Source organism: Lichenicola sp. GTC18331 (assembly GCF_055386855.1).
On sequence record NZ_AP045015.1, the window covers coordinates 3,331,033 to 3,348,839 of the forward strand.

14 protein-coding genes and 3 tRNA genes are annotated in these 17,807 nt (G+C 66.5%); 13 read left to right on the top strand and 4 right to left on the bottom strand.

Going from position 1 to position 17,807, the window contains the following annotated elements:
* From ACZ5BM_RS15260 to ACZ5BM_RS15270, 3 genes are read right to left on the bottom strand one after another with little or no spacing between them, the layout of a single operon-like run.
* Nucleotides 1–483 (bottom strand): GNAT family N-acetyltransferase, encoded by a 483-nt coding sequence (locus ACZ5BM_RS15260; RefSeq protein WP_498908976.1) that lies wholly within the window; start codon nucleotides 481–483, stop codon nucleotides 1–3.
* A complete protein-coding gene (locus tag ACZ5BM_RS15265) occupies nucleotides 476–1,786 on the bottom strand; it encodes a class I SAM-dependent RNA methyltransferase (RefSeq protein WP_498908977.1) in 1,311 nt (436 codons plus the stop codon). Before ACZ5BM_RS15265 ends, ACZ5BM_RS15260 begins: the two co-directional genes overlap by 8 nt.
* On the bottom strand, nucleotides 1,776–3,338 hold the full coding sequence (locus ACZ5BM_RS15270; protein ID WP_498911668.1) for a DEAD/DEAH box helicase: 1,563 nt from the start codon (nucleotides 3,336–3,338) through the stop codon (nucleotides 1,776–1,778). The genes ACZ5BM_RS15265 and ACZ5BM_RS15270 overlap by 11 nt, the downstream gene beginning before the upstream one ends.
* 505 nt (nucleotides 3,339–3,843) lie before the next feature.
* Here ACZ5BM_RS15270 and ACZ5BM_RS15275 point away from each other — a divergent pair.
* Nucleotides 3,844–5,652: a glycoside hydrolase family 15 protein gene (locus ACZ5BM_RS15275; protein ID WP_498908978.1), complete on the top strand. Its 1,809-nt coding sequence runs from the start codon at nucleotides 3,844–3,846 to the stop codon at nucleotides 5,650–5,652.
* A gap of 56 nt (nucleotides 5,653–5,708) precedes the next feature.
* On the opposite strand, the gene ACZ5BM_RS15280 is transcribed toward ACZ5BM_RS15275, so the two are convergent.
* Nucleotides 5,709–6,203: a CopD family protein gene (locus ACZ5BM_RS15280; RefSeq protein ID WP_498908980.1), complete on the bottom strand. Its 495-nt coding sequence runs from the start codon at nucleotides 6,201–6,203 to the stop codon at nucleotides 5,709–5,711.
* A gap of 93 nt (nucleotides 6,204–6,296) precedes the next feature.
* Between ACZ5BM_RS15280 and ACZ5BM_RS15285 the strand changes: the two genes are divergently transcribed.
* The 12 genes from ACZ5BM_RS15285 to ACZ5BM_RS15340 all read left to right on the top strand — a co-directional run bounded on the left by ACZ5BM_RS15285 (nucleotide 6,297) and on the right by ACZ5BM_RS15340 (nucleotide 17,802).
* On the top strand, nucleotides 6,297–7,775 hold the full coding sequence (locus ACZ5BM_RS15285; RefSeq protein WP_498908981.1) for a bifunctional ADP-dependent NAD(P)H-hydrate dehydratase/NAD(P)H-hydrate epimerase: 1,479 nt from the start codon (nucleotides 6,297–6,299) through the stop codon (nucleotides 7,773–7,775).
* Between the two features lie 16 nt (nucleotides 7,776–7,791).
* Nucleotides 7,792–7,876 (top strand) — tRNA-Leu (locus ACZ5BM_RS15290).
* Nucleotides 7,877–7,978: 102 nt separating this feature from the next.
* On the top strand, nucleotides 7,979–9,316 hold the full coding sequence (gene tig / locus ACZ5BM_RS15295; RefSeq protein ID WP_498908983.1) for a trigger factor: 1,338 nt from the start codon (nucleotides 7,979–7,981) through the stop codon (nucleotides 9,314–9,316).
* Nucleotides 9,317–9,495: 179 nt separating this feature from the next.
* The gene (locus ACZ5BM_RS15300) at nucleotides 9,496–10,152 is read left to right on the top strand and encodes an ATP-dependent Clp protease proteolytic subunit (RefSeq protein WP_498908984.1); all 657 of its coding nucleotides are present in this window, start codon (nucleotides 9,496–9,498) and stop codon (nucleotides 10,150–10,152) included.
* Between the two features lie 125 nt (nucleotides 10,153–10,277).
* Nucleotides 10,278–11,534 (top strand): ATP-dependent Clp protease ATP-binding subunit ClpX, encoded by a 1,257-nt coding sequence (clpX, locus tag ACZ5BM_RS15305; RefSeq protein ID WP_498908985.1) that lies wholly within the window; start codon nucleotides 10,278–10,280, stop codon nucleotides 11,532–11,534.
* Between the two features lie 216 nt (nucleotides 11,535–11,750).
* Nucleotides 11,751–14,306 carry an endopeptidase La gene (lon, locus tag ACZ5BM_RS15310; RefSeq protein WP_498908986.1) on the top strand — a complete coding sequence of 852 codons (2,556 nt, stop codon included), beginning with the start codon at nucleotides 11,751–11,753 and terminating at the stop codon, nucleotides 14,304–14,306.
* A gap of 172 nt (nucleotides 14,307–14,478) precedes the next feature.
* Nucleotides 14,479–14,553: transfer RNA gene (locus tag ACZ5BM_RS15315), tRNA-Val, on the top strand.
* A gap of 89 nt (nucleotides 14,554–14,642) precedes the next feature.
* Nucleotides 14,643–14,719, top strand: a tRNA-Asp gene (locus ACZ5BM_RS15320).
* A 178-nt stretch (nucleotides 14,720–14,897) separates the two neighbouring features.
* A complete protein-coding gene (locus tag ACZ5BM_RS15325; protein WP_422863167.1) occupies nucleotides 14,898–15,263 on the top strand; it encodes an NADH-quinone oxidoreductase subunit A in 366 nt (121 codons plus the stop codon).
* A gap of 4 nt (nucleotides 15,264–15,267) precedes the next feature.
* On the top strand, nucleotides 15,268–15,861 hold the full coding sequence (locus ACZ5BM_RS15330) for a NuoB/complex I 20 kDa subunit family protein (RefSeq protein ID WP_498908987.1): 594 nt from the start codon (nucleotides 15,268–15,270) through the stop codon (nucleotides 15,859–15,861).
* A gap of 13 nt (nucleotides 15,862–15,874) precedes the next feature.
* Nucleotides 15,875–16,555 carry a complex I 30 kDa subunit family protein gene (locus ACZ5BM_RS15335; RefSeq protein ID WP_498911670.1) on the top strand — a complete coding sequence of 227 codons (681 nt, stop codon included), beginning with the start codon at nucleotides 15,875–15,877 and terminating at the stop codon, nucleotides 16,553–16,555.
* Nucleotides 16,552–17,802, top strand: a complete 1,251-nt coding sequence (locus ACZ5BM_RS15340) for an NADH-quinone oxidoreductase subunit D (protein WP_498908988.1) — start codon at nucleotides 16,552–16,554, stop codon at nucleotides 17,800–17,802. The genes ACZ5BM_RS15335 and ACZ5BM_RS15340 overlap by 4 nt, the downstream gene beginning before the upstream one ends.
* Nucleotides 17,803–17,807: the final 5 nt, after the last annotated feature.

Consider the following 17,807-nt stretch of genomic DNA (forward strand, 5'->3'; position numbering starts at 1 on the left):
TCACGCCGGTTCGAGATCCCGGTGCAGGAACAGGCTGTGCCCGTTCTCGGCGTAGCTGCCGAACGGGGCGCCGTCCCGAAAGCCTCTGCTCCGGTAAAGCGATAGCGCCGCCTGGAACCCCGGACCGTTCCCCGTTTCCAGGCTGAGACGCGTCAGCCTGGCGTCCTTCGCCTCCGCGACGATCCTGTCCAGCAACGCCGCCGCCACACCCTGCCGCAGATGGTCCGGATGGGTGCGCATGCTCTTCACTTCGCCGGTGCGGTCTGGCAGCAGGCGCAGTGCACCGATTCCAGCGATCCGGTCGCCGCGCCAGGCGCTCCAGACCCTGATGTCAGGCGCTCGCAGGGCGTCGATCGACAGGGCAAAAACGGCGTCCGGCGGGGAGTCGCTGTGCATTCCGGCCAGATGCAACGCCACCAGCATGCGGCTCTGCTCGCCCGTCAGATCGTCCCGTTCGATCCGTAGCGCGCGCGTCTCAGCCACGGTTCGGCCGCGGCATCGGCCCACGACGCACCACGACCTTCTTGCTGAACACGCACACGGCCTCGATCCGCGCCGACCAGAGGAACTGGTCGATCACCGACAAACGCTCCAGCGTGTAGCCGGCTTCCGCCAGCATCGCCGCGTCGCGCTGCAACGCCGCCGGGTTGCAGCTCACATAGACCACCTGGCCGACCCCGGACGCCGCGATCTCGCGCATCTGCGCCCCGGCCCCGGCATGCGGCGGGTCGAGCACGATCGCTCCCACCCCGGCCAGATCGCGCGACAGCATCGGCTGCCGGTTCAGGTCGCGCGTGCCGGTCTCGATGCGCCGACCACCGGCGGCGCTGCGCAGCGCATCCACCGCCGCCTGATGGCCTTCCAGCGCCAGAACCCGCGCCCGCTCCGACAGGGCGAAGCTGATCGTGCCGCAGCCGGCATAGAGTTCCACGATCCGTCCCGAACGCGGCAGCTTCGGCGGCAGACCGGCCAGAACCGCCGACACGATCGCCTGCTCGCCGCTCGCCGTGGCCTGCAGAAACGCGCCCGGCGGCGGCTGCACGACCGCGTCGCCGAAACGATGCGCGATCGGCGCGGTCTGGCTAACGATCTCCGGCGTGTCCTGCGTGCCTTCCGCGCGCCAGGCGATGCGCGGGATCGCGTTCTCGGTCGCGAATTCGGCCAGAATGGCGCGGTCGCGCGCGTTCAGCGGTCCGTCGGTCGCGATCAGCAGATCGGCGCCGCCATCGAGCGCGTTCACCACAAGGGACCCTTCACGCCGCACCGCCTGCACCCGCGCCAGAACGCCGCGCAGGGTGCGCACCAGCGCGAACAAGGCCGGCTCCAGAACCTGGCATTCGGTCAGGTCGACCACCGCCTCGGCGCCGCGCTCGTGCAGTCCGATTAGCAGCGCCCCGCCATGCAGGCGGCGGATCGCCAGATCCATGCGCCGACGCGTGTGCGGCGCGCTCTGTGCCGTCTCGATCCGCGCGGGGAGGGAGAAGCCGGCGGCACGCAAGGCGGCGGAGACCTGTTCCACCTTCCAGCGCAGATTGGCGGCATCGCTCTGGTGCTGCAGCACGCAGCCGCCGCATTGGCCGAACAAGGCACAAGGCGGCCGAACCCGGTCCGGGCTCGGTTCGATCACTTCGATCGTGCTGGCGCGGTTGCGACCCGGGATCGGTTCGGCCAGGACGGTTTCGCCGGCCAGGGCGTAGCGGACATGAATCGGCGCGCCCTCGGCACGGCAGACGCCGTCGCCATCCGCGCCGAGCTGGTCGATCCTGGCCCGGAACTCAGCCTGCATCGAAGCCGGGATCGTCCCCGACATCGATCTCGACCTCGGCGCGTCCGGCGCGGTCGCGCCGGGTCGGCAGCAGCATGAAGGCCGGAATCTCGTCGCCGAACCCGATCACCGCCGGGCCCAGATCGTCCTGGCGATAGCGGTCGCGACGCGGCTCGCTCGAACGATCCTGACGCTCGTTGCGGTCGGTCCGCTCCGGTGCGCGATCGTTGCGACGATCCGTGCGCTGCTCGTTGCGATCGCCCCGGTCGTTGCGGCGCTCGCTACCGCGATCGTTGCGCTGCTCGTCCCGACGCTCGGAACGCTGCGGCTTCTCGTCCGTGCTCTGCGCGGCGGTGCTGGACCGGCTCTCGTCCCGACCGCTCTTGCTGCGCGAATCGTTACTCTTGCCGCGCCCGCGCCCGCGTCGAACCGTGCCCTCGGCCCATTCGGCGGTCTCGATGCCCTCGACGGCCATTGGCGGGATTGGCTTGCCGGTCAGCTTCTCGATCGCCTCGACGAACTGACGGTCCTCGGGAGCGGCGATGGTGTAGGCATGGCCGGTACGGCCGGCGCGGCCGGTGCGTCCGATCCGGTGCACATAGTCCTCGGCATGGATCGGCACGTCGAAATTGAAGACGTGGCTCAGACCGCCGATATCGATGCCGCGCGCGGCGACGTCGGAACAGACCAGAAGCTGGATCTCGCCGCTCTTGAACTTCTCCAGGGTCGAGAAGCGCAGCGACTGCGCCAGATCGCCATGCAGCGGCCCGGACGAGAATCCGTGCTTGGTCAGCGACTTGTTCAGCATGTCGACGTCGCGCTTGCGGTTGCAGAAGATCAGCGCGTTCTGCACCTCTTCCGACCGGATCAGTTTGCGCAGCGCCTTGCGCTTGTCCATCTCGTCCACCAGCACGAGGCCGGTCTCGATGGTGGTCGCGACCGAGGCGGCGCGCGACACGGTGACTTCCTTGGGATTCTGCAGGAAGGCGTCGGCCAGCCTTTTGATCTCCGGCGCCATGGTGGCGGAGAAGAACAGGGTCTGCCGGTTCGGCGACAGCAGGGTGACGATGCGTTCGACATCGGGGATGAACCCCATGTCCAGCATGCGATCCGCCTCGTCGATCACCAGCGTGCGCGTCTGCGTCATCAGCAGGCCGCCACGCTCGAACAGGTCGAGCAGACGGCCGGGCGTCGCGATCAGGACGTCCACGCCGGCATTGAGCGCCGCCTTCTGGTCGGCCATGCTTTCGCCGCCGATCAGCAGCGCATGGGTGAGCTTCGTGTACTTGCCGTACATCACGAAGTTCTCGGCCACCTGCAGCGCCAGCTCGCGGGTCGGCTCCAGAATCAGCGAACGCGGCATCCGGGCGCGGGCGCGGGAGCCGGACAGGATGTCGAGCAACGGCAGGGTGAAGGAGGCGGTCTTGCCGGTGCCGGTCTGCGCCACGCCGAGAACGTCGCGGCCCATCAGCACGTAGGGAATGGCCTGGGCCTGGATCGGCGTCGGGTGCTTGTAGCCCATCTCGTCGATGGCGCGCAGAAGCGGCTCGGACAGGCCCAGATCGGAGAACAGCGGGCGCGCATCGGCTTCCGCCGCCGGAAGCGTTTCGCCCGTTTCGGGCCCGGCCTGGACGGGCTTGTCGTCCTCGAACGGGCTGTCCGGCTCGGCGAAGGCGCCGCCCACATGCAAGGGCCCGGTGGTGAACGCGATCGCCTCAGCCTCGACGCCGGTATCGACCGCCGCGTGCTCGGTCTCGCTGCTGAACGCGTCGGTGGTCTGGTTGCTGCTGTCGCTCAAGAAACTCTCGGGCCTGTCGGTTGGCGAACCTGTCGGTCGGCATGGAGGCTGCCGTTCGCATCGGCCGCTGCAGCGGCGGACAGGCCGGCGTTTCGGGTGGGAATCGGTCCTGAAACGGACGATCACCGGCCCGGAGCCCGCCGAGGCGACATCCAGGCGTGCCGCGTATCGGTGAATCGTTGCGGGAAGTCAAGATATGACGGCCATTTCCCTGGCTTCGGACAACCGATCCTGCCCCGGGACGTTGCCGGGGGAAGCCGACAACAGGAAAGGTTCCGCCTTGCCCTACAAGCCCCTCAAGATCGAGCAGTACGCGTTGATCGGCGACTGTTCCTCCTGCGCGCTGGTCGGCTCCAACGGTTCGATCGACTGGCTCTGCTGGCCGCGTTTCGACAGCGCCGCCTGCATCGCCGCGCTGGTCGGCGACGAGGAGAACGGCCGCTGGCTGATGGCGCCGGAAGCGGAAGCCCGCTCCACCCGGAGCTATCCGGGCGAAGGCATGGTGTTGGAAACCGTGTTCGAGACCGATACCGGCACGGTGGCGGTGATCGACTTCATGCCGGTCAACGAGGCCAGCCCGTCCATCGTCCGCATCGTCGAGGGACGGAAGGGCACGGTGCGGATGACCTCCGAGCTTCTGCTCCGCTTCGATTACGGCACCTCCGTGCCCTGGGTCACCCGCCTGCCGGATGGCGATGGCGTCGCGGCGATCGCCGGCCCGTCCCTGGTGGCGTTGCGCACGGAGATTCCCCTCGAAGGCGAGAACATGCGCACGGTGGCGCGATTCGACGTGGTGGACGGCGAGCGCGTCGGCTTCGTGATGAGCTTTGGCGCATCGCATCGTCCGGTGCCGGCGGCGATCGACACCGAGGCGGCCCTGCGACGCACCACCGAATTCTGGCGCGAATGGATCGGCCGATGCGCCTATGACGGCCCGCACCCTGCCGTGGTGCGCCGCTCCCTGCTGACGCTCAAGGCGCTGACCTTCGCCGAAACAGGCGGCATCGTCGCGGCGCCCACCACTTCGCTTCCCGAACAGGTCGGCGGTCCGCGCAACTGGGACTATCGCTTCTGCTGGCTGCGCGACGCCACCATCACCCTGCTGGCGATGATGCGCGGCGGCTATTACGACGAGGCGGTGCGCTGGCGCGACTGGCTGCATCGTTCCATCGCCGGATCGCCGGAACAGCTCCAGATCATGTATGGCATCGGCGGCGAGCGCCAGCTGATGGAATGGGAAGTCCCCTGGCTCTCGGGCTACGAGGGTTCACTGCCCGTGCGGGTCGGCAATGCCGCCGCCGGCCAGCTCCAGCTCGATGTCTATGGCGAGGTGATCGCCGCTCTGCATCTGTCGCGTCGGGAGAACCTGCGTCAGCCGGCGCATGGCTGGTCGCTCCAGGTCGGTCTGCTGAAGCATCTGGAGGAGATCTGGCAGGAGCCGGACGAAGGCATGTGGGAGGTGCGCGGCGGACGGCGCCAGTTCACCGTCAGCAAGGCGTTCTGCTGGATGGCGTTCGACCTCTCCATCAAGGATGTCGAGGATTACGATCTCCCCGGCCCGGTGGATCGCTGGCGTCAGGTGCGCGACGAGATCCATCGCTCCGTTTGCGAGAACGGGTTCGATGCCGAGCGCAACACCTTCACCCAGGCCTATGGCGTGAAGGGCCTCGATGCCGGACTGCTGCTTCTGCCGTCCATCGGTTTCCTGCCCCCCACCGATCCGCGCATCGTCGGTACGATCGAGGCGGTGGAGCGCGAGCTGCTGGAGGATGGCTTCGTGCTGCGCTACCGCACCGACGAGGCGCAGGACGGTCTTACCGGAGACGAGGGTGCTTTCCTGGCCTGCTCGTTCTGGCTGGTCGATGCCTATGTGCTGCTGGGCCGAATGGACGAAGCCAAGGCGCTGTTCGACCGGCTGGTCGGACTCGCCAACGATCTCGGCCTGCTCGCCGAGGAATACGATCCGCGCCTCAAGCGGCAGGTCGGCAACTTCCCGCAGGCCTTCTCCCACGTGGCGCTGATCGTCGCCGCTCTGCATTTGCGCGATGGAATCGTGACCGTGCGTGGCGAGACGGAAGAGGCAGCCTGAAACGGAAACGGGCGCCCGAGAGCGCCCGTTCGATCAACCGTCCCGAGTGCCGTATCTCACCAGTTGAAGTGATCCAGCGCCGCGATCACCACCGTGATCGCGCCCAGAAACAGGTTGAGCGTCAGCAGCGAGCGGATGCGGTCGAACACGGCCGGTTGCGGGCGCAGCGCGCGGCGTGCGCGTTTGTAGGGCCCGAAGAAGGTGAACAGGAAGATCGCGGCCATCACCAGGCCCAGACCCTGCATTGCCTGGATGTGCCAGTCCGGATCGCCGAATCCGCCCATGGGGAAGGCCAGCATCAGCCAGCCTGTGATCAGCATCACCGGCATCGCGTGCCAGACCAGGAAGAAGAACTTCTTCAGGCTCTGGAGCTGAACGCTGACGCGCTGGGTGTTGTCCAGCAGAGCGAGGCTCGGCTTCAGCCCGTAGAGCACGAAGGCCGCGCCGCCGATCCAGATCGCCATGCCCAGCACATGCAGGGACAGAACCGCGCCCCACAGGGTCGGGTCGGCCACGGTGCCGCCGGCGGTGTTGGTGATGGAACCGCTCATGGACAAATCGCTCCTTCGCGACGCTCGTGATCCGAACGCGGCTGATCGCGGTTTCGGGCGTTGAAGGCAAGAGTACGCGAAAGGATGCCGCGCATGAACCCGTTCCTCGACCGCCTCGCTCTGCCGACCCCCGACGAGATGGCGGTGCTGGACAGGGCGGAAGCCGCAATGCGCCCGGACGGGCTGTTCCGCCTGATGGAGAACGCCGGCAGAGCCGTGGCGCGGAGCGCGATGAGACATGCACGCCCCTGCACGGTGCTGGTGCTGTGCGGGCCGGGCAATAACGGCGGCGACGGGATCGTGGCCGCGCGCATCCTGGCGCGGGAAGGCTGGCCTGTGGCGGTGGCGATGCTGACGCCGCCGAAACCCGGAACCGACGCCGCCCGCGTCGTCGCCACATGGCGGGGCCCGGTGCGTCCCTTCGTGCCGGAGGAAGCGGCTCGCGTCGGGCTCGTCATCGACGCCGTGTTCGGCGCCGGTTTGTCGCGCCCGCTGGAGGGGAGGGTCGCGGAAACGCTTGCCGCGGCGAAACGCATCCTGGCGGTGGACGTGCCGAGCGGGCTCGACGGCGCGACCGGCGCCCCGCTTGGCCGTGTCGCTCCGGCCTGGCGCACGGTGACGTTCCATCGCGCCAAGTCCGGCCATCTGCTCCTTCCCGGCCGTGTTCTGTGCGGCGCGCTGGAGGTTGCCGAAATCGGCGTCGACCCCACGCGCACGGTCGAGGCGCGGGCATGGCGCAACGAGCCCGGATTGTGGCGCCTGCCCGAGCTGGGCATCGAGACCCATAAATATCGTCGTGGCGTGGTGAGCATCTGCGGCGGCGCCGCCATGCCGGGGGCGGCACGGCTGAGCGCCGGCGGGGCGAGGGGCGCGGGGGCGGGTCTGGTGCGGATCGCGGCCGCGCGCGGCGCCGAACTTTATCGCGTCGGGGCGCCGGGCCTGATCGTCGATGACGCTCCGCTCGATACGCTGCTGGAGGATCGACGCCGTCGCGTCTGGGTTTGTGGTCCCGGGCTGGAACCGCAGGAAGCGGCCGAGACCCTGCCACGCCTGCTTCGGGCCGGGCGCCAGGTGGTGGCCGATGCCGGGGTGCTGAGCGAAGCGGCGGGCGAGCCGGAACGCCTGCGCGGGGTCGCGGTGGCGACGCCGCATGCGGGCGAATTCGCCAAGCTGTTCGGCGATCCGGGTGCGGACAAAGTCGGGGCGGCACGACGCGCGGCGGCGCTGATCGGCGGCGTGGTGGTGCTGAAAGGACCGGACACGGTGGTCGCCGCGCCGGATGGCCGCGTGTCGATCAACGCCCATGCGACGCCCTGGCTCGGCACGGCGGGTTCGGGCGACGTGCTGTCCGGCATCGTCGCCGCCTGCCTGGCCCAAGGTGGGGAGCAGGATGGGGAGGGCGGCATGGATGCGTTCGAGGCCGCTTCCGCGGCGGTGTGGCTGCATGGCGATGCCGGGCTGCGCGCGGGGGAGGGGCTCCTGGCCGAGGATCTCGAATCCCGTCTCCCGGCCGCTTGTGCCGGAGCCCGCGCGCGGGTGCGCGCTCTTGCCGCCGGAGCCCGACTGGGCTAAGGGCCGCGGCTGCGAAGCGGGCGTGGTGGAATTGGTAGACACGCCAGATTTAGGTTCTGGTGGCGCAAGTCGTGGGGGTTCAAGTCCCTCCGCCCGCACCAAAGGGGCCCGATCATGCCCCGATTCCGGCTCAATCGTTCCGTCCGGTGCCGAAAACAAGGCGTCGGGCGCGTTTTTGTTCACGCGAGAGGATTGCCTGGCTCATGCAGGTCACTGAAACCCTTAACGAGGGTCTGAAGCGCGGCTTCACCGTGGTGGTGCCGGCTGCGGAGCTGGACTCCAAGCGCACGGCCCGTCTGGCCGAGCTCGGCAAGTCGATGAACCTGAAGGGCTTCCGTCCCGGCAAGGTGCCGATGGCCGTCGTCAAGCAGCGCTATGGCACGGCCGTGACCGGCGAAGTGCTGGAGCAGGCGGTGAACGACGCCACCCGCGAGGTGATGACCGAGCGCGGCCTGCGTCAGGCCGCCCAGCCGAAGGTCGAGCTGGTGCGTGGCGCCGCGCCCGGCGACAGCGAGGATCTCGAATTCACGCTCGAGCTCGAGCTGCTGCCCGAGATCGCCCAGCCGGATCTGAGCCAGCTTTCGCTGACCCGCCTCAAGGCCGAGCCGGACGCCGAGACCATCGACAAGGCGCTCGCCGACATCGCCAAGCGCCAGCGCTCGTTCGAGACCGTCGAGGAAACCCGCCCGGCCGCCAACGGCGACGTGCTGGAAGTGGATTTCGTCGGCAAGATCGACGGCGTCGCCTTCGATGGCGGCACCGCCAACGACGTGAACGTCGAGCTGGGCGGCCAGGGCTTCATCCCGGGCTTCGCAGAGCAGCTCGAAGGCATGTCCGCCGGCGAGAAGCGCACCATCACCGTGACCTTCCCGGCCGATTATCAGGCGACCGAGCTGGCCGGCAAGGAAGCGACTTTCGACATCGACGCCAAGGCGCTGAAGCGCCCGGTGGACGTGGCGCTGGACGACGAGCTGGCCAAGAAGATCGGCTTCGAGGGACTGGAGCAGGTCCGCGAGGCGATCGCCGGTCAGGTCCGCAACGAGTACGAGCAGCTGTCCCGCATGCGCATCAAGCGCGAGCTGCTGGACGCGCTGGCGACCCAGACCGATTTCGAGGCCCCCGCCGGCATGGTGGATGCCGAGTTCGGGTCGATCTGGAGCCGCGTCGAGCAGGACCTGAAGGCCGACAAGCTCGACGAGGAAGACAAGGGCAAGGACGAGGAGACCCTGCGTTCCGACTACCGCAAGATCGCGGAGCGTCGCGTGAAGCTGGGTCTGCTGCTCGCCGAGATCGGACGCGTCAACGGCGTGACCGTGACACCGGAAGAGATGATGCGCGCCATGCGAGCCGAGGCCAGCCGTTATCCCGGCCAGGAAATGCAGGTGATCGAGTTCTTCCGCGCCAATCCGCAGGCGGCCGAGTCGCTGCGTGGCCCGATCTTCGAGAACAAGGTCGTGGACTACGTGCTCGAGCTGGCCAAGGTCGAGGACAAGACCGTCACGCCGGAAGAGCTGGCCGACGTTCCGCCTGCCGATCTCTGATCCTTTCCACTCTTGAACGCGGCCCGATCCGGCACCATGCCGGTTCGGGCCGATGATTTTCCGCAGTCGGGGCGGGCTTTCAACCGACGGTTTTATGTCTATCTTGGTTTGGACGAGCCGTGCCGCCGGCGACCGGCGGGCGGAAGCCTCCCCGTGCGGCACCAAACGACCAGATCAGGATGACTGACATGTGGGATCGTGATCCCGTCGAGACTTACAACAGCGCCCTCGTGCCGATGGTGGTCGAGCAGACCTCCCGCGGCGAACGCGCCTTCGACATCTATTCCCGTCTGCTGCAGGACCGGATCATCTTCCTGACCGGCCCGGTCTACGATCAGGTCGCGTCGGTGATCTGCGCCCAGCTATTGCATCTGGAAAGCGTGAATCCGGCCAAGGACATCTCGTTCTACATCAACAGCCCGGGCGGCGTGGTGTCGGCCGGTCTCGCGATCTACGACACGATGCAGTACATTCGGGCGCCGGTGAACACCGTTTGTATCGGCCAGGCCGCCTCCATGGGCTCGCTGCTGCTGGCTGCCGGCACCAAGGGCAAGCGCGTCGCGCTGCCGAACGCCCGCGTGATGGTGCATCAGCCCTCCGGCGGCGCGCAGGGCCAGGCCAGCGACATCGAGATCCAGGCCAAGGAGATCCTGTATCTCCGCTCGCGTCTGAACGGGATCTACGAGCAGCATACCGGCCAGACCCTGGAAGCCATCGAGCGCAAGCTGGAACGCGACAGCTACCTGTCCGCGCAGGAAGCGCTCGAATTCGGCATCATCGACGAGGTGCTGCAGAACCGGCCGGCTCCGGCCACCGAAGATGCCGGGCGCGGCTGACGATCGTTTAATGCGGGCGCGGGCATGTCGGGGCACCGCGCCCTTGATGAAGTTTCTGGGGCAGCGCTAGTCTCCCCAGCTTGTATCCGCGGCGGCGCGCACCTCCGCCCGGAGTAGGAGTGGTCATGGCGGCGACGAAAGACTCGAAGAACACCCTGTACTGCTCGTTCTGCGGCAAGTCCCAGCATGAGGTGCGCAAGCTCATCGCCGGCCCGACCGTGTTCATCTGCGACGAATGCGTCGAACTGTGCATGGACATCATTCGCGAGGAGCACAAGACCCATCTGGTGAAGAGCCGGGACGGGGTGCCGACGCCGAAGGAGATCTGCAAGGTTCTGGACGATTACGTGATCGGCCAGTTCCACGCCAAGAAGGTGCTCTCGGTCGCGGTCCACAACCATTACAAGCGCCTCGCCCATGGCGCGAAGAACAACGACGTCGAGATCGCCAAGAGCAACATCATGCTGGTAGGCCCGACCGGCTCCGGCAAGACGCTGCTGGCGCAGACGCTCGCGCGCATCCTCGACGTGCCGTTCACCATGGCCGACGCCACCACCCTGACCGAAGCCGGCTATGTCGGTGAGGATGTGGAGAACATCATCCTCAAGCTGCTGCAGGCGGCGGACTACAACGTCGAGCGGGCGCAGCGCGGCATCGTCTATATCGACGAGATCGACAAGATCAGTCGCAAGTCGGACAACCCCTCCATCACCCGCGACGTCAGCGGCGAGGGCGTGCAGCAGGCGCTGCTGAAGATCATGGAAGGCACCGTCGCCTCCGTGCCGCCGCAGGGCGGCCGCAAGCATCCGCAGCAGGAGTTCCTGCAGGTCGACACCACCAACATGCTGTTCATCTGCGGCGGTGCATTCGCGGGTCTGGAGAAGATCATCGGCGCACGTGGCAAGGGTGCCGGCGTCGGTTTCGGCGCGCATGTGCAGGGCCCGGACGAGCGCCGGACCGGTGCGATCCTGCGCGAGGTGGAGCCAGAGGATCTGCTGAAATTCGGCCTGATCCCGGAATTCATCGGCCGTCTGCCGGTGGTCGCCACGCTGGAGGATCTGGACGAGGATGCTCTGATCGAGATCCTCACCAAGCCCAAGAACGCGTTGGTGAAGCAGTATGCGCGCCTGTTCCAGATGGAGGGGGTGAAGCTCACCTTCACCGAGGACGCGCAGAAGCAGATCGCCGCCAAGGCGATCGCCCGCAAGACGGGTGCACGCGGCCTGCGCTCGATCATGGAGGGCATTCTGCTCGGCACCATGTTCGATCTGCCGGGGCTGGAGAACGTGGACGAGGTGGTGATCAACCGCGAGGTGGTCGAATCGAAGGCCGACCCCGTGTTTGTCTACGGCCAGGAGCGTGCGGCGGAGCAATCCGCCTGAGAAGCAGCGGACGAAACGACGAGCCGGCGCGGGCACGCCGGCTTTTCCACTGCCCGCTCGGCCGGCAGGCCGTCGCGTTGCCTCGGCCCTTGCAGCCGGGTCTGGGGCGCCCGACATTCATTTTTGCGACGGCACGCCGGTTGGATCGTGCCCGCGACGTGATCCTCGTTTGCCGCAATCGGGAACCGGATCGCCGACTGTCCTCAGGAGGTCTTTATGGAAGATGAATCCGACCGGAAGCCCGAGGGCCCCACGGAAATCGAGAACGACGATGCGCAGCGCGACGACACAGGCGCTCATGCGGCCAATGACGACGCGCTTGAAGGCGCCCCGGCTGCATCGGTAACGGTGCAGGCGACCCATTCCCCGCGCGGCCCGGTGCAACTCGGCGACGACACGCTGGCGGTGCTGCCGCTGCGCGACATCGTCGTATTTCCGCACATGATCGTGCCGCTTTTCGTCGGACGCGAGAAATCCGTCCGCGCCCTGGAAGCGGTCACCAAGGAAGACAAGCAGATCCTGCTGGTGGCGCAGAAGAACGCGTCTCAGGACGATCCCACCGCCGAGGACATCTATCGCACCGGCACGGTGAGCACGATCCTCCAGCTGTTGAAGCTGCCGGACGGCACGGTGAAGGTGCTGGTGGAAGGCGGGCGTCGCGCGCGCATCCGCGAGTTCCGCGAGACCGAGAGCCATTTCGAGGCGCTGGTGGACGATCTGCCGGAAGCGCCGGTGGAAGGCAGCGAGGTCGAGGCGCTGGGCCGCACCGTGGTCGGCCAGTTCGAGCAGTACATCAAGCTCAATAAGAAGATTGCGCCCGAGGTGCTGGTTTCGCTGAACCAGATCGAGGAGCCGAGCAAGCTCGCCGACACCATCGCCAGCCACCTGAACCTCAAGATCCCCGAGAAGCAGGAACTGCTGGAAACCCTGCCGGTCTCCGAGCGGCTGGAGCGCGTCTTCGCGCACATGGAAGCCGAGATCGGCGTTCTTCAGGTCGAAAAGCGCATCCGCAACCGCGTGAAGCGGCAGATGGAGAAGACCCAGCGCGAGTACTATCTGAACGAGCAGCTCAAGGCGATCCAGAAGGAGCTGGGTGAGGGCGAGGACGGCAAGGACGAGACCTCCGAACTCGAAGAGCGGATCAAGAAGACCAAGCTGTCCAAGGAAGCGCACGACAAGGCGATGGCGGAGCTGAAGAAGCTGCGCGCCATGAGCCCGATGTCGGCCGAGTCGACGGTGGTCCGAAACTATCTTGACTGGCTGCTGTCGATCCCCTGGAAGAAGCGCTCCAAGGTCCGCAACGACGTGGCGGAGGCCGAGAAGGTGCTCGACCACGACCATTACGGTCTGGAGAAGGTCAAGGAGCGCATCCTCGAATATCTCGCCGTTCAGAGCCGGGCCAACAAGCTGAAAGGGCCGATCCTGTGTCTGGTCGGGCCCCCTGGCGTCGGCAAGACCTCGCTCGGCAAGTCGATCGCCAAGGCGACCGGCCGCAACTTCGTACGCATGTCGCTAGGCGGCGTGCGGGACGAGGCGGAGGTCCGCGGCCACAGGCGCACCTATATCGGCTCCATGCCGGGCAAGGTGATCCAGGGCATGAAGAAGGCGAAGAGCTCCAACCCGCTCTTCCTGCTCGACGAGATCGACAAGCTTGGCAACGATTGGCGCGGCGATCCGTCCTCGGCGCTGCTCGAAGTGCTGGACCCGGAACAGAACGGCTCCTTCGCCGACCATTACCTGGAGGTCGATTACGACCTGTCCGACGTGATGTTCGTCACCACCTCGAACAGCCTGAACATGCCGCAGCCTTTGCTGGACCGCATGGAGATCATCCGCATCCCCGGCTACACCGAGGACGAGAAGGTGGAGATCGCCAAGCGCCATCTGCTGAACAAGCAGGGCGAGGCGCACAGCCTGAAGCCGGACGAGTGGTCGGTTTCCGACGACGCGCTCCGCGAGCTGGTGCAGACCTACACGCGCGAGGCCGGCGTCCGGAACCTCGAGCGTGAGATCGCCAATCTCGCCCGCAAGGCGGTGAAGGAGATCGTCACCGGCAAGGTGAAGAAGGTCGCGATCACCAAAAAGAACCTCGAGAAATATGCCGGGGTGAAGCGGTTCCGCTACGGCGAGGCGGAAAGCGAGGACATGGTCGGCGTCGTCACCGGCCTTGCCTGGACCGAGGTCGGCGGCGAGATCCTGTCGATCGAAAGCGTCATGGTACCGGGCAAGGGGGTGGTGAAGACCACCGGCAAGCTCGGCGACGTGATGCAGGAAAGCGTGTCCGCCGCCCTGTCCTACGTCCGCAGCCGCTCGATCAATTTCGGCATCAAGCCGACCTTGTTCGAGAAGCGCGACTTCCATGTGCACGTGCCCGAGGGCGCCACGCCGAAGGACGGTCCGTCCGCCGGCATTGCCATGGCGACCTCGCTCGTCAGCGTCATGACCGGCATTCCGGTGCGTCGCGACGTGGCGATGACCGGCGAAGTGACGCTGCGCGGTCGCGTGCTGCCGATCGGCGGCCTGAAGGAGAAGCTGCTGGCGGCGATGCGCGCCGGGATCACCACCGTGTTCTTCCCGAAGGACAACGAGAAGGATCTCGCCGAAATCCCCGATTCGGTGAAGAAGCACATCAAGCTGATCCCGGTGGCCCACGTGGACGAGGTGATCGGCCAGGCGCTGGTGGCCAAGCCGGAAGCGATCGAATGGGTCGAGCCGCCCGAGCCCGTCGCGACGGCGGCAGCGCAACCTGCCGCGGCGTCTCTGCCGCACTGAAGCGAAAATTCCGGCGCTTCGGTGCCGGGGCCGGTGTCCGAAACGAATCGCGCCGTATCCGAAAGGGTGCGGCGCGATTCGCATGTCCGGGGTGGGGGAGACAAACCGTCGCGGTCGTTGCTAGAACCACCGGACGGGCGAGGTCGGGATCGCGAGATTCGGGGCTCGTTCGGGGCGGTTAGCTCAGCGGTAGAGCGTCTCGTTTACACCGAGAGGGTCGGCGGTTCGAAACCGTCACCGCCCACCAGAACATCCATTCGAGAAATCGACCGAAAGGTGGGTTCGGGTGGGTTGACGGGGGAGGGAGCGGCCTTTAAACCGCCGCTCACGCCAGTTGCGGGTGTAGCTCAGTTGGTTAGAGCGCCGGCCTGTCACGCCGGAGGTCGCGGGTTCGAGCCCCGTCACTCGCGCCATTTTCTTCTCAAGGAATGGCCCTGGTTTTCTCCTTTTGACATAGAGTAATCACAATTCTCGGCAGCGGCCGAAGAGTTGTTTTTATATGCTGCACTGCACTTTGCGGATGCGTTCGCGGGGACTAGTGTGTCGTCCTCGCCGCACGTCGCGACGTTTAGCTACGAGTTCGGTCAGACCATGCAGAACCTGCTGTCCGCATATTTTCCGATCGCCGTGTTCATCGTCATCGCCGCAGGCGTGTCCGCCGCGATGCTGGGCGGTTCGCTGCTGGCCGGCCGGCAGAAGCCCTACGCGGAAAAGAACAGCGCCTATGAATGCGGCTTCGACGCGTTCGACGATGCGCGCCGCCGGTTCGACGTGCGGTTCTACCTCGTCGCGATCCTGTTCATCATCTTCGACCTTGAGGTGGCGTTCCTGTTTCCGTGGGCGATCAGCCTCGGCCGGATCGGCCTGTTCGGTTTCTGGTCGATGCTGGGCTTCCTGGGCGTTCTGACGGTCGGATTCATCTACGAGTGGCGCAAGGGCGCGCTGGACTGGGAGTGAGGTCATGAGTGCGCAGGCTCCCCTGGTGACCGACGACCGCAATGCCGCCCCCGGTTCGGCCCTGGCCTGGAACCGCGAGGCGCTGTCGCCCGGTCCCGAACAGGATGCGGTGATCAAGGGCATCACCGGCGAGATCGCAGAGAAGGGGTTCGTGGTCGCCAATGTCGACAAGCTGGTGAACTGGGCCCGGACCGGCAGTCTCTGGCCGCTGTCCTTCGGTCTGGCCTGCTGCGCGGTGGAGATGATCCACGCCTTCATGCCGCGCTACGATCTGGACCGGTTCGGCATCATTCCGCGCGGTTCTCCGCGTCAGGCTGACGTGATGATCGTGTCGGGCACGCTGACCAACAAGATGGCGCCGGCCATGCGCCGGATCTACGACCAGATGGCAGAGCCGCGCTGGGTGATCTCCATGGGTTCCTGCGCCAATGGCGGCGGCTACTATCATTACTCCTATTCGGTGGTGCGCGGCTGCGACCGCATCGTGCCGGTGGACGTGTATGTGCCCGGCTGTCCGCCCACGGCGGAAGCTCTCGTCTACGGAATCCTGCAATTGCAGAAAAAGATTCGCCGCACGGGGACCATTCTCCGTGGCTGACGCTCTGCTCGCCATGGCCGCGCGCACGGCCTCGCTGAGTGCGCTCGCCGCGTCGCTCGGCACCAAGCTTCCGGGCGTTTCCTCCGCTTCGGTGGAGAAGGGCGAGCTGGTGGTGCGCGTCTCGCGCGACTCGCTGCTGCCGCTGATGACCGCTCTGCGCGACGGTTCGGGCTTCAGGTTCGAGCAGCTGATGGATCTGTGCGGGGTGGATTTCCCCGAGCGGGCCGAGCGCTTCGAAGTGGTCTACAACCTGCTCTCGGTGACGCTGAACCAGCGCTGCCGGGTGATCGTGACCACCAACGAGACCATTCCGGTGCCGTCCGTCCATCATTTGTGGTCGGCGGCGACCTGGTGGGAGCGCGAGTGCTACGACCTGTTCGGGGTGCTGTTCTCCGGCCAGCCCGATCTGCGTCGCATTCTGACCGATTACGGGTTCGAGGGGCATCCGCTGCGCAAGGACTTCCCGCTGACCGGCTATGTCGAGGTCCGCTACGATCCGGATCGCCGCGCGGTGGTGTATGAGCCTGTGAAGCTGACCCAGGATTTCCGCAATTTCGATTTCGTGTCGCCATGGGAGGGGATGATGACCCTGCCGGGCGACGAGAAGGCGCACGAGACCCGGCAGGGTCTGTCCTATCTGGACAAGAGCGCCGCCGGGCGCGGCGCTGCGTCCAAGGGGAGCGTGTCCCGATGAGCGACATCGTCCTGCGCGAGGATATTCCGGACACCATGCTGCCGGACGGCGCCGCGGATGGGCGTCGACTCCACACGGTCGAGATCGACAGCCACTCGCTGAATTTCGGCCCGCAGCATCCGTCCGCGCACGGCGTGCTGCGTCTGGTCCTGGAAATGGACGGCGAGGTGGTCGCCCGTGCGGTGCCGCATATCGGTCTGCTGCACCGGGGCACCGAGAAGCTGATCGAATACAAGACGTATATGAAGGCGCTGCCGTATTTCGATCGGCTCGATTACGTTTCGCCGATGTGCGAGGAGCAGGCCTTCGCGCTGGCGACCGAGAAGCTGCTCGGCATCGAGATCCCGGACCGCGCCAAGTGGATCCGGACCATGTTCGCCGAGATCACGCGCATCCTGAACCACTTGCTGAACATCACCTCGTTCGGCCTCGACTGCGGCGCGCTGACGCCGGCGCTCTGGGGCTACGAGGAGCGCGAGAAGCTGCTCGAGTTCTACGAGGCGGCGTCGGGCGCGCGGTTCCATGCCAACTACTTCCGTCCGGGCGGCGTCGCGCGCGACCTGCCTCTCGGGCTGACCGACCGGATCGCCGCCTGGGCCGACGAATTCCCGCGTTTCATCGACGATCTGGAATCGATGCTGACCGGCAACCGGATCTGGAAGCAGCGCAACGTCGGCATCGGCGTGTTCACCTCCGAGCAGGCGCTGGATTGGGGCTTCTCCGGCCCGTGCCTGCGTGCCTCGGGCGTGCCGTGGGATCTGCGCCGTTCGCAGCCTTACGATATGTACGACCAGGTCGAGTTCGCGGTGCCGGTGGCTCGCAACGGCGATTGCTATGACCGCTATCTGGTGCGCGTCGCCGAGATGCGGGAAAGCGTGAAGATCATCGTACAGTGTCTGGCGAAGATGCCGGCCGGCCCGGTCAAGGTGCAGGACAACAAGATCTCGCCGCCGAGCCGAAGCGAGATGAAGCGCTCGATGGAAGCGCTGATCCACCACTTCAAGCTGTTCACCGAGGGCTATCACGTGCCGCCGGGCTCCACCTACACGGCGGTGGAGAGCCCCAAGGGCGAGTTCGGCGTGTATTTGGTGGCCGACGGGTCCAACCGCCCGTATCGCTGCAAGATCAGGCCGACCGGCTTCGCCCATCTGCAGGCGATCGACGAGCTTTCCAGGCGCCATATGCTGGCCGACACGGTCGCGATCATCGGATCGCTCGATCTCGTGTTCGGCGAGATCGACAGGTAGGGATC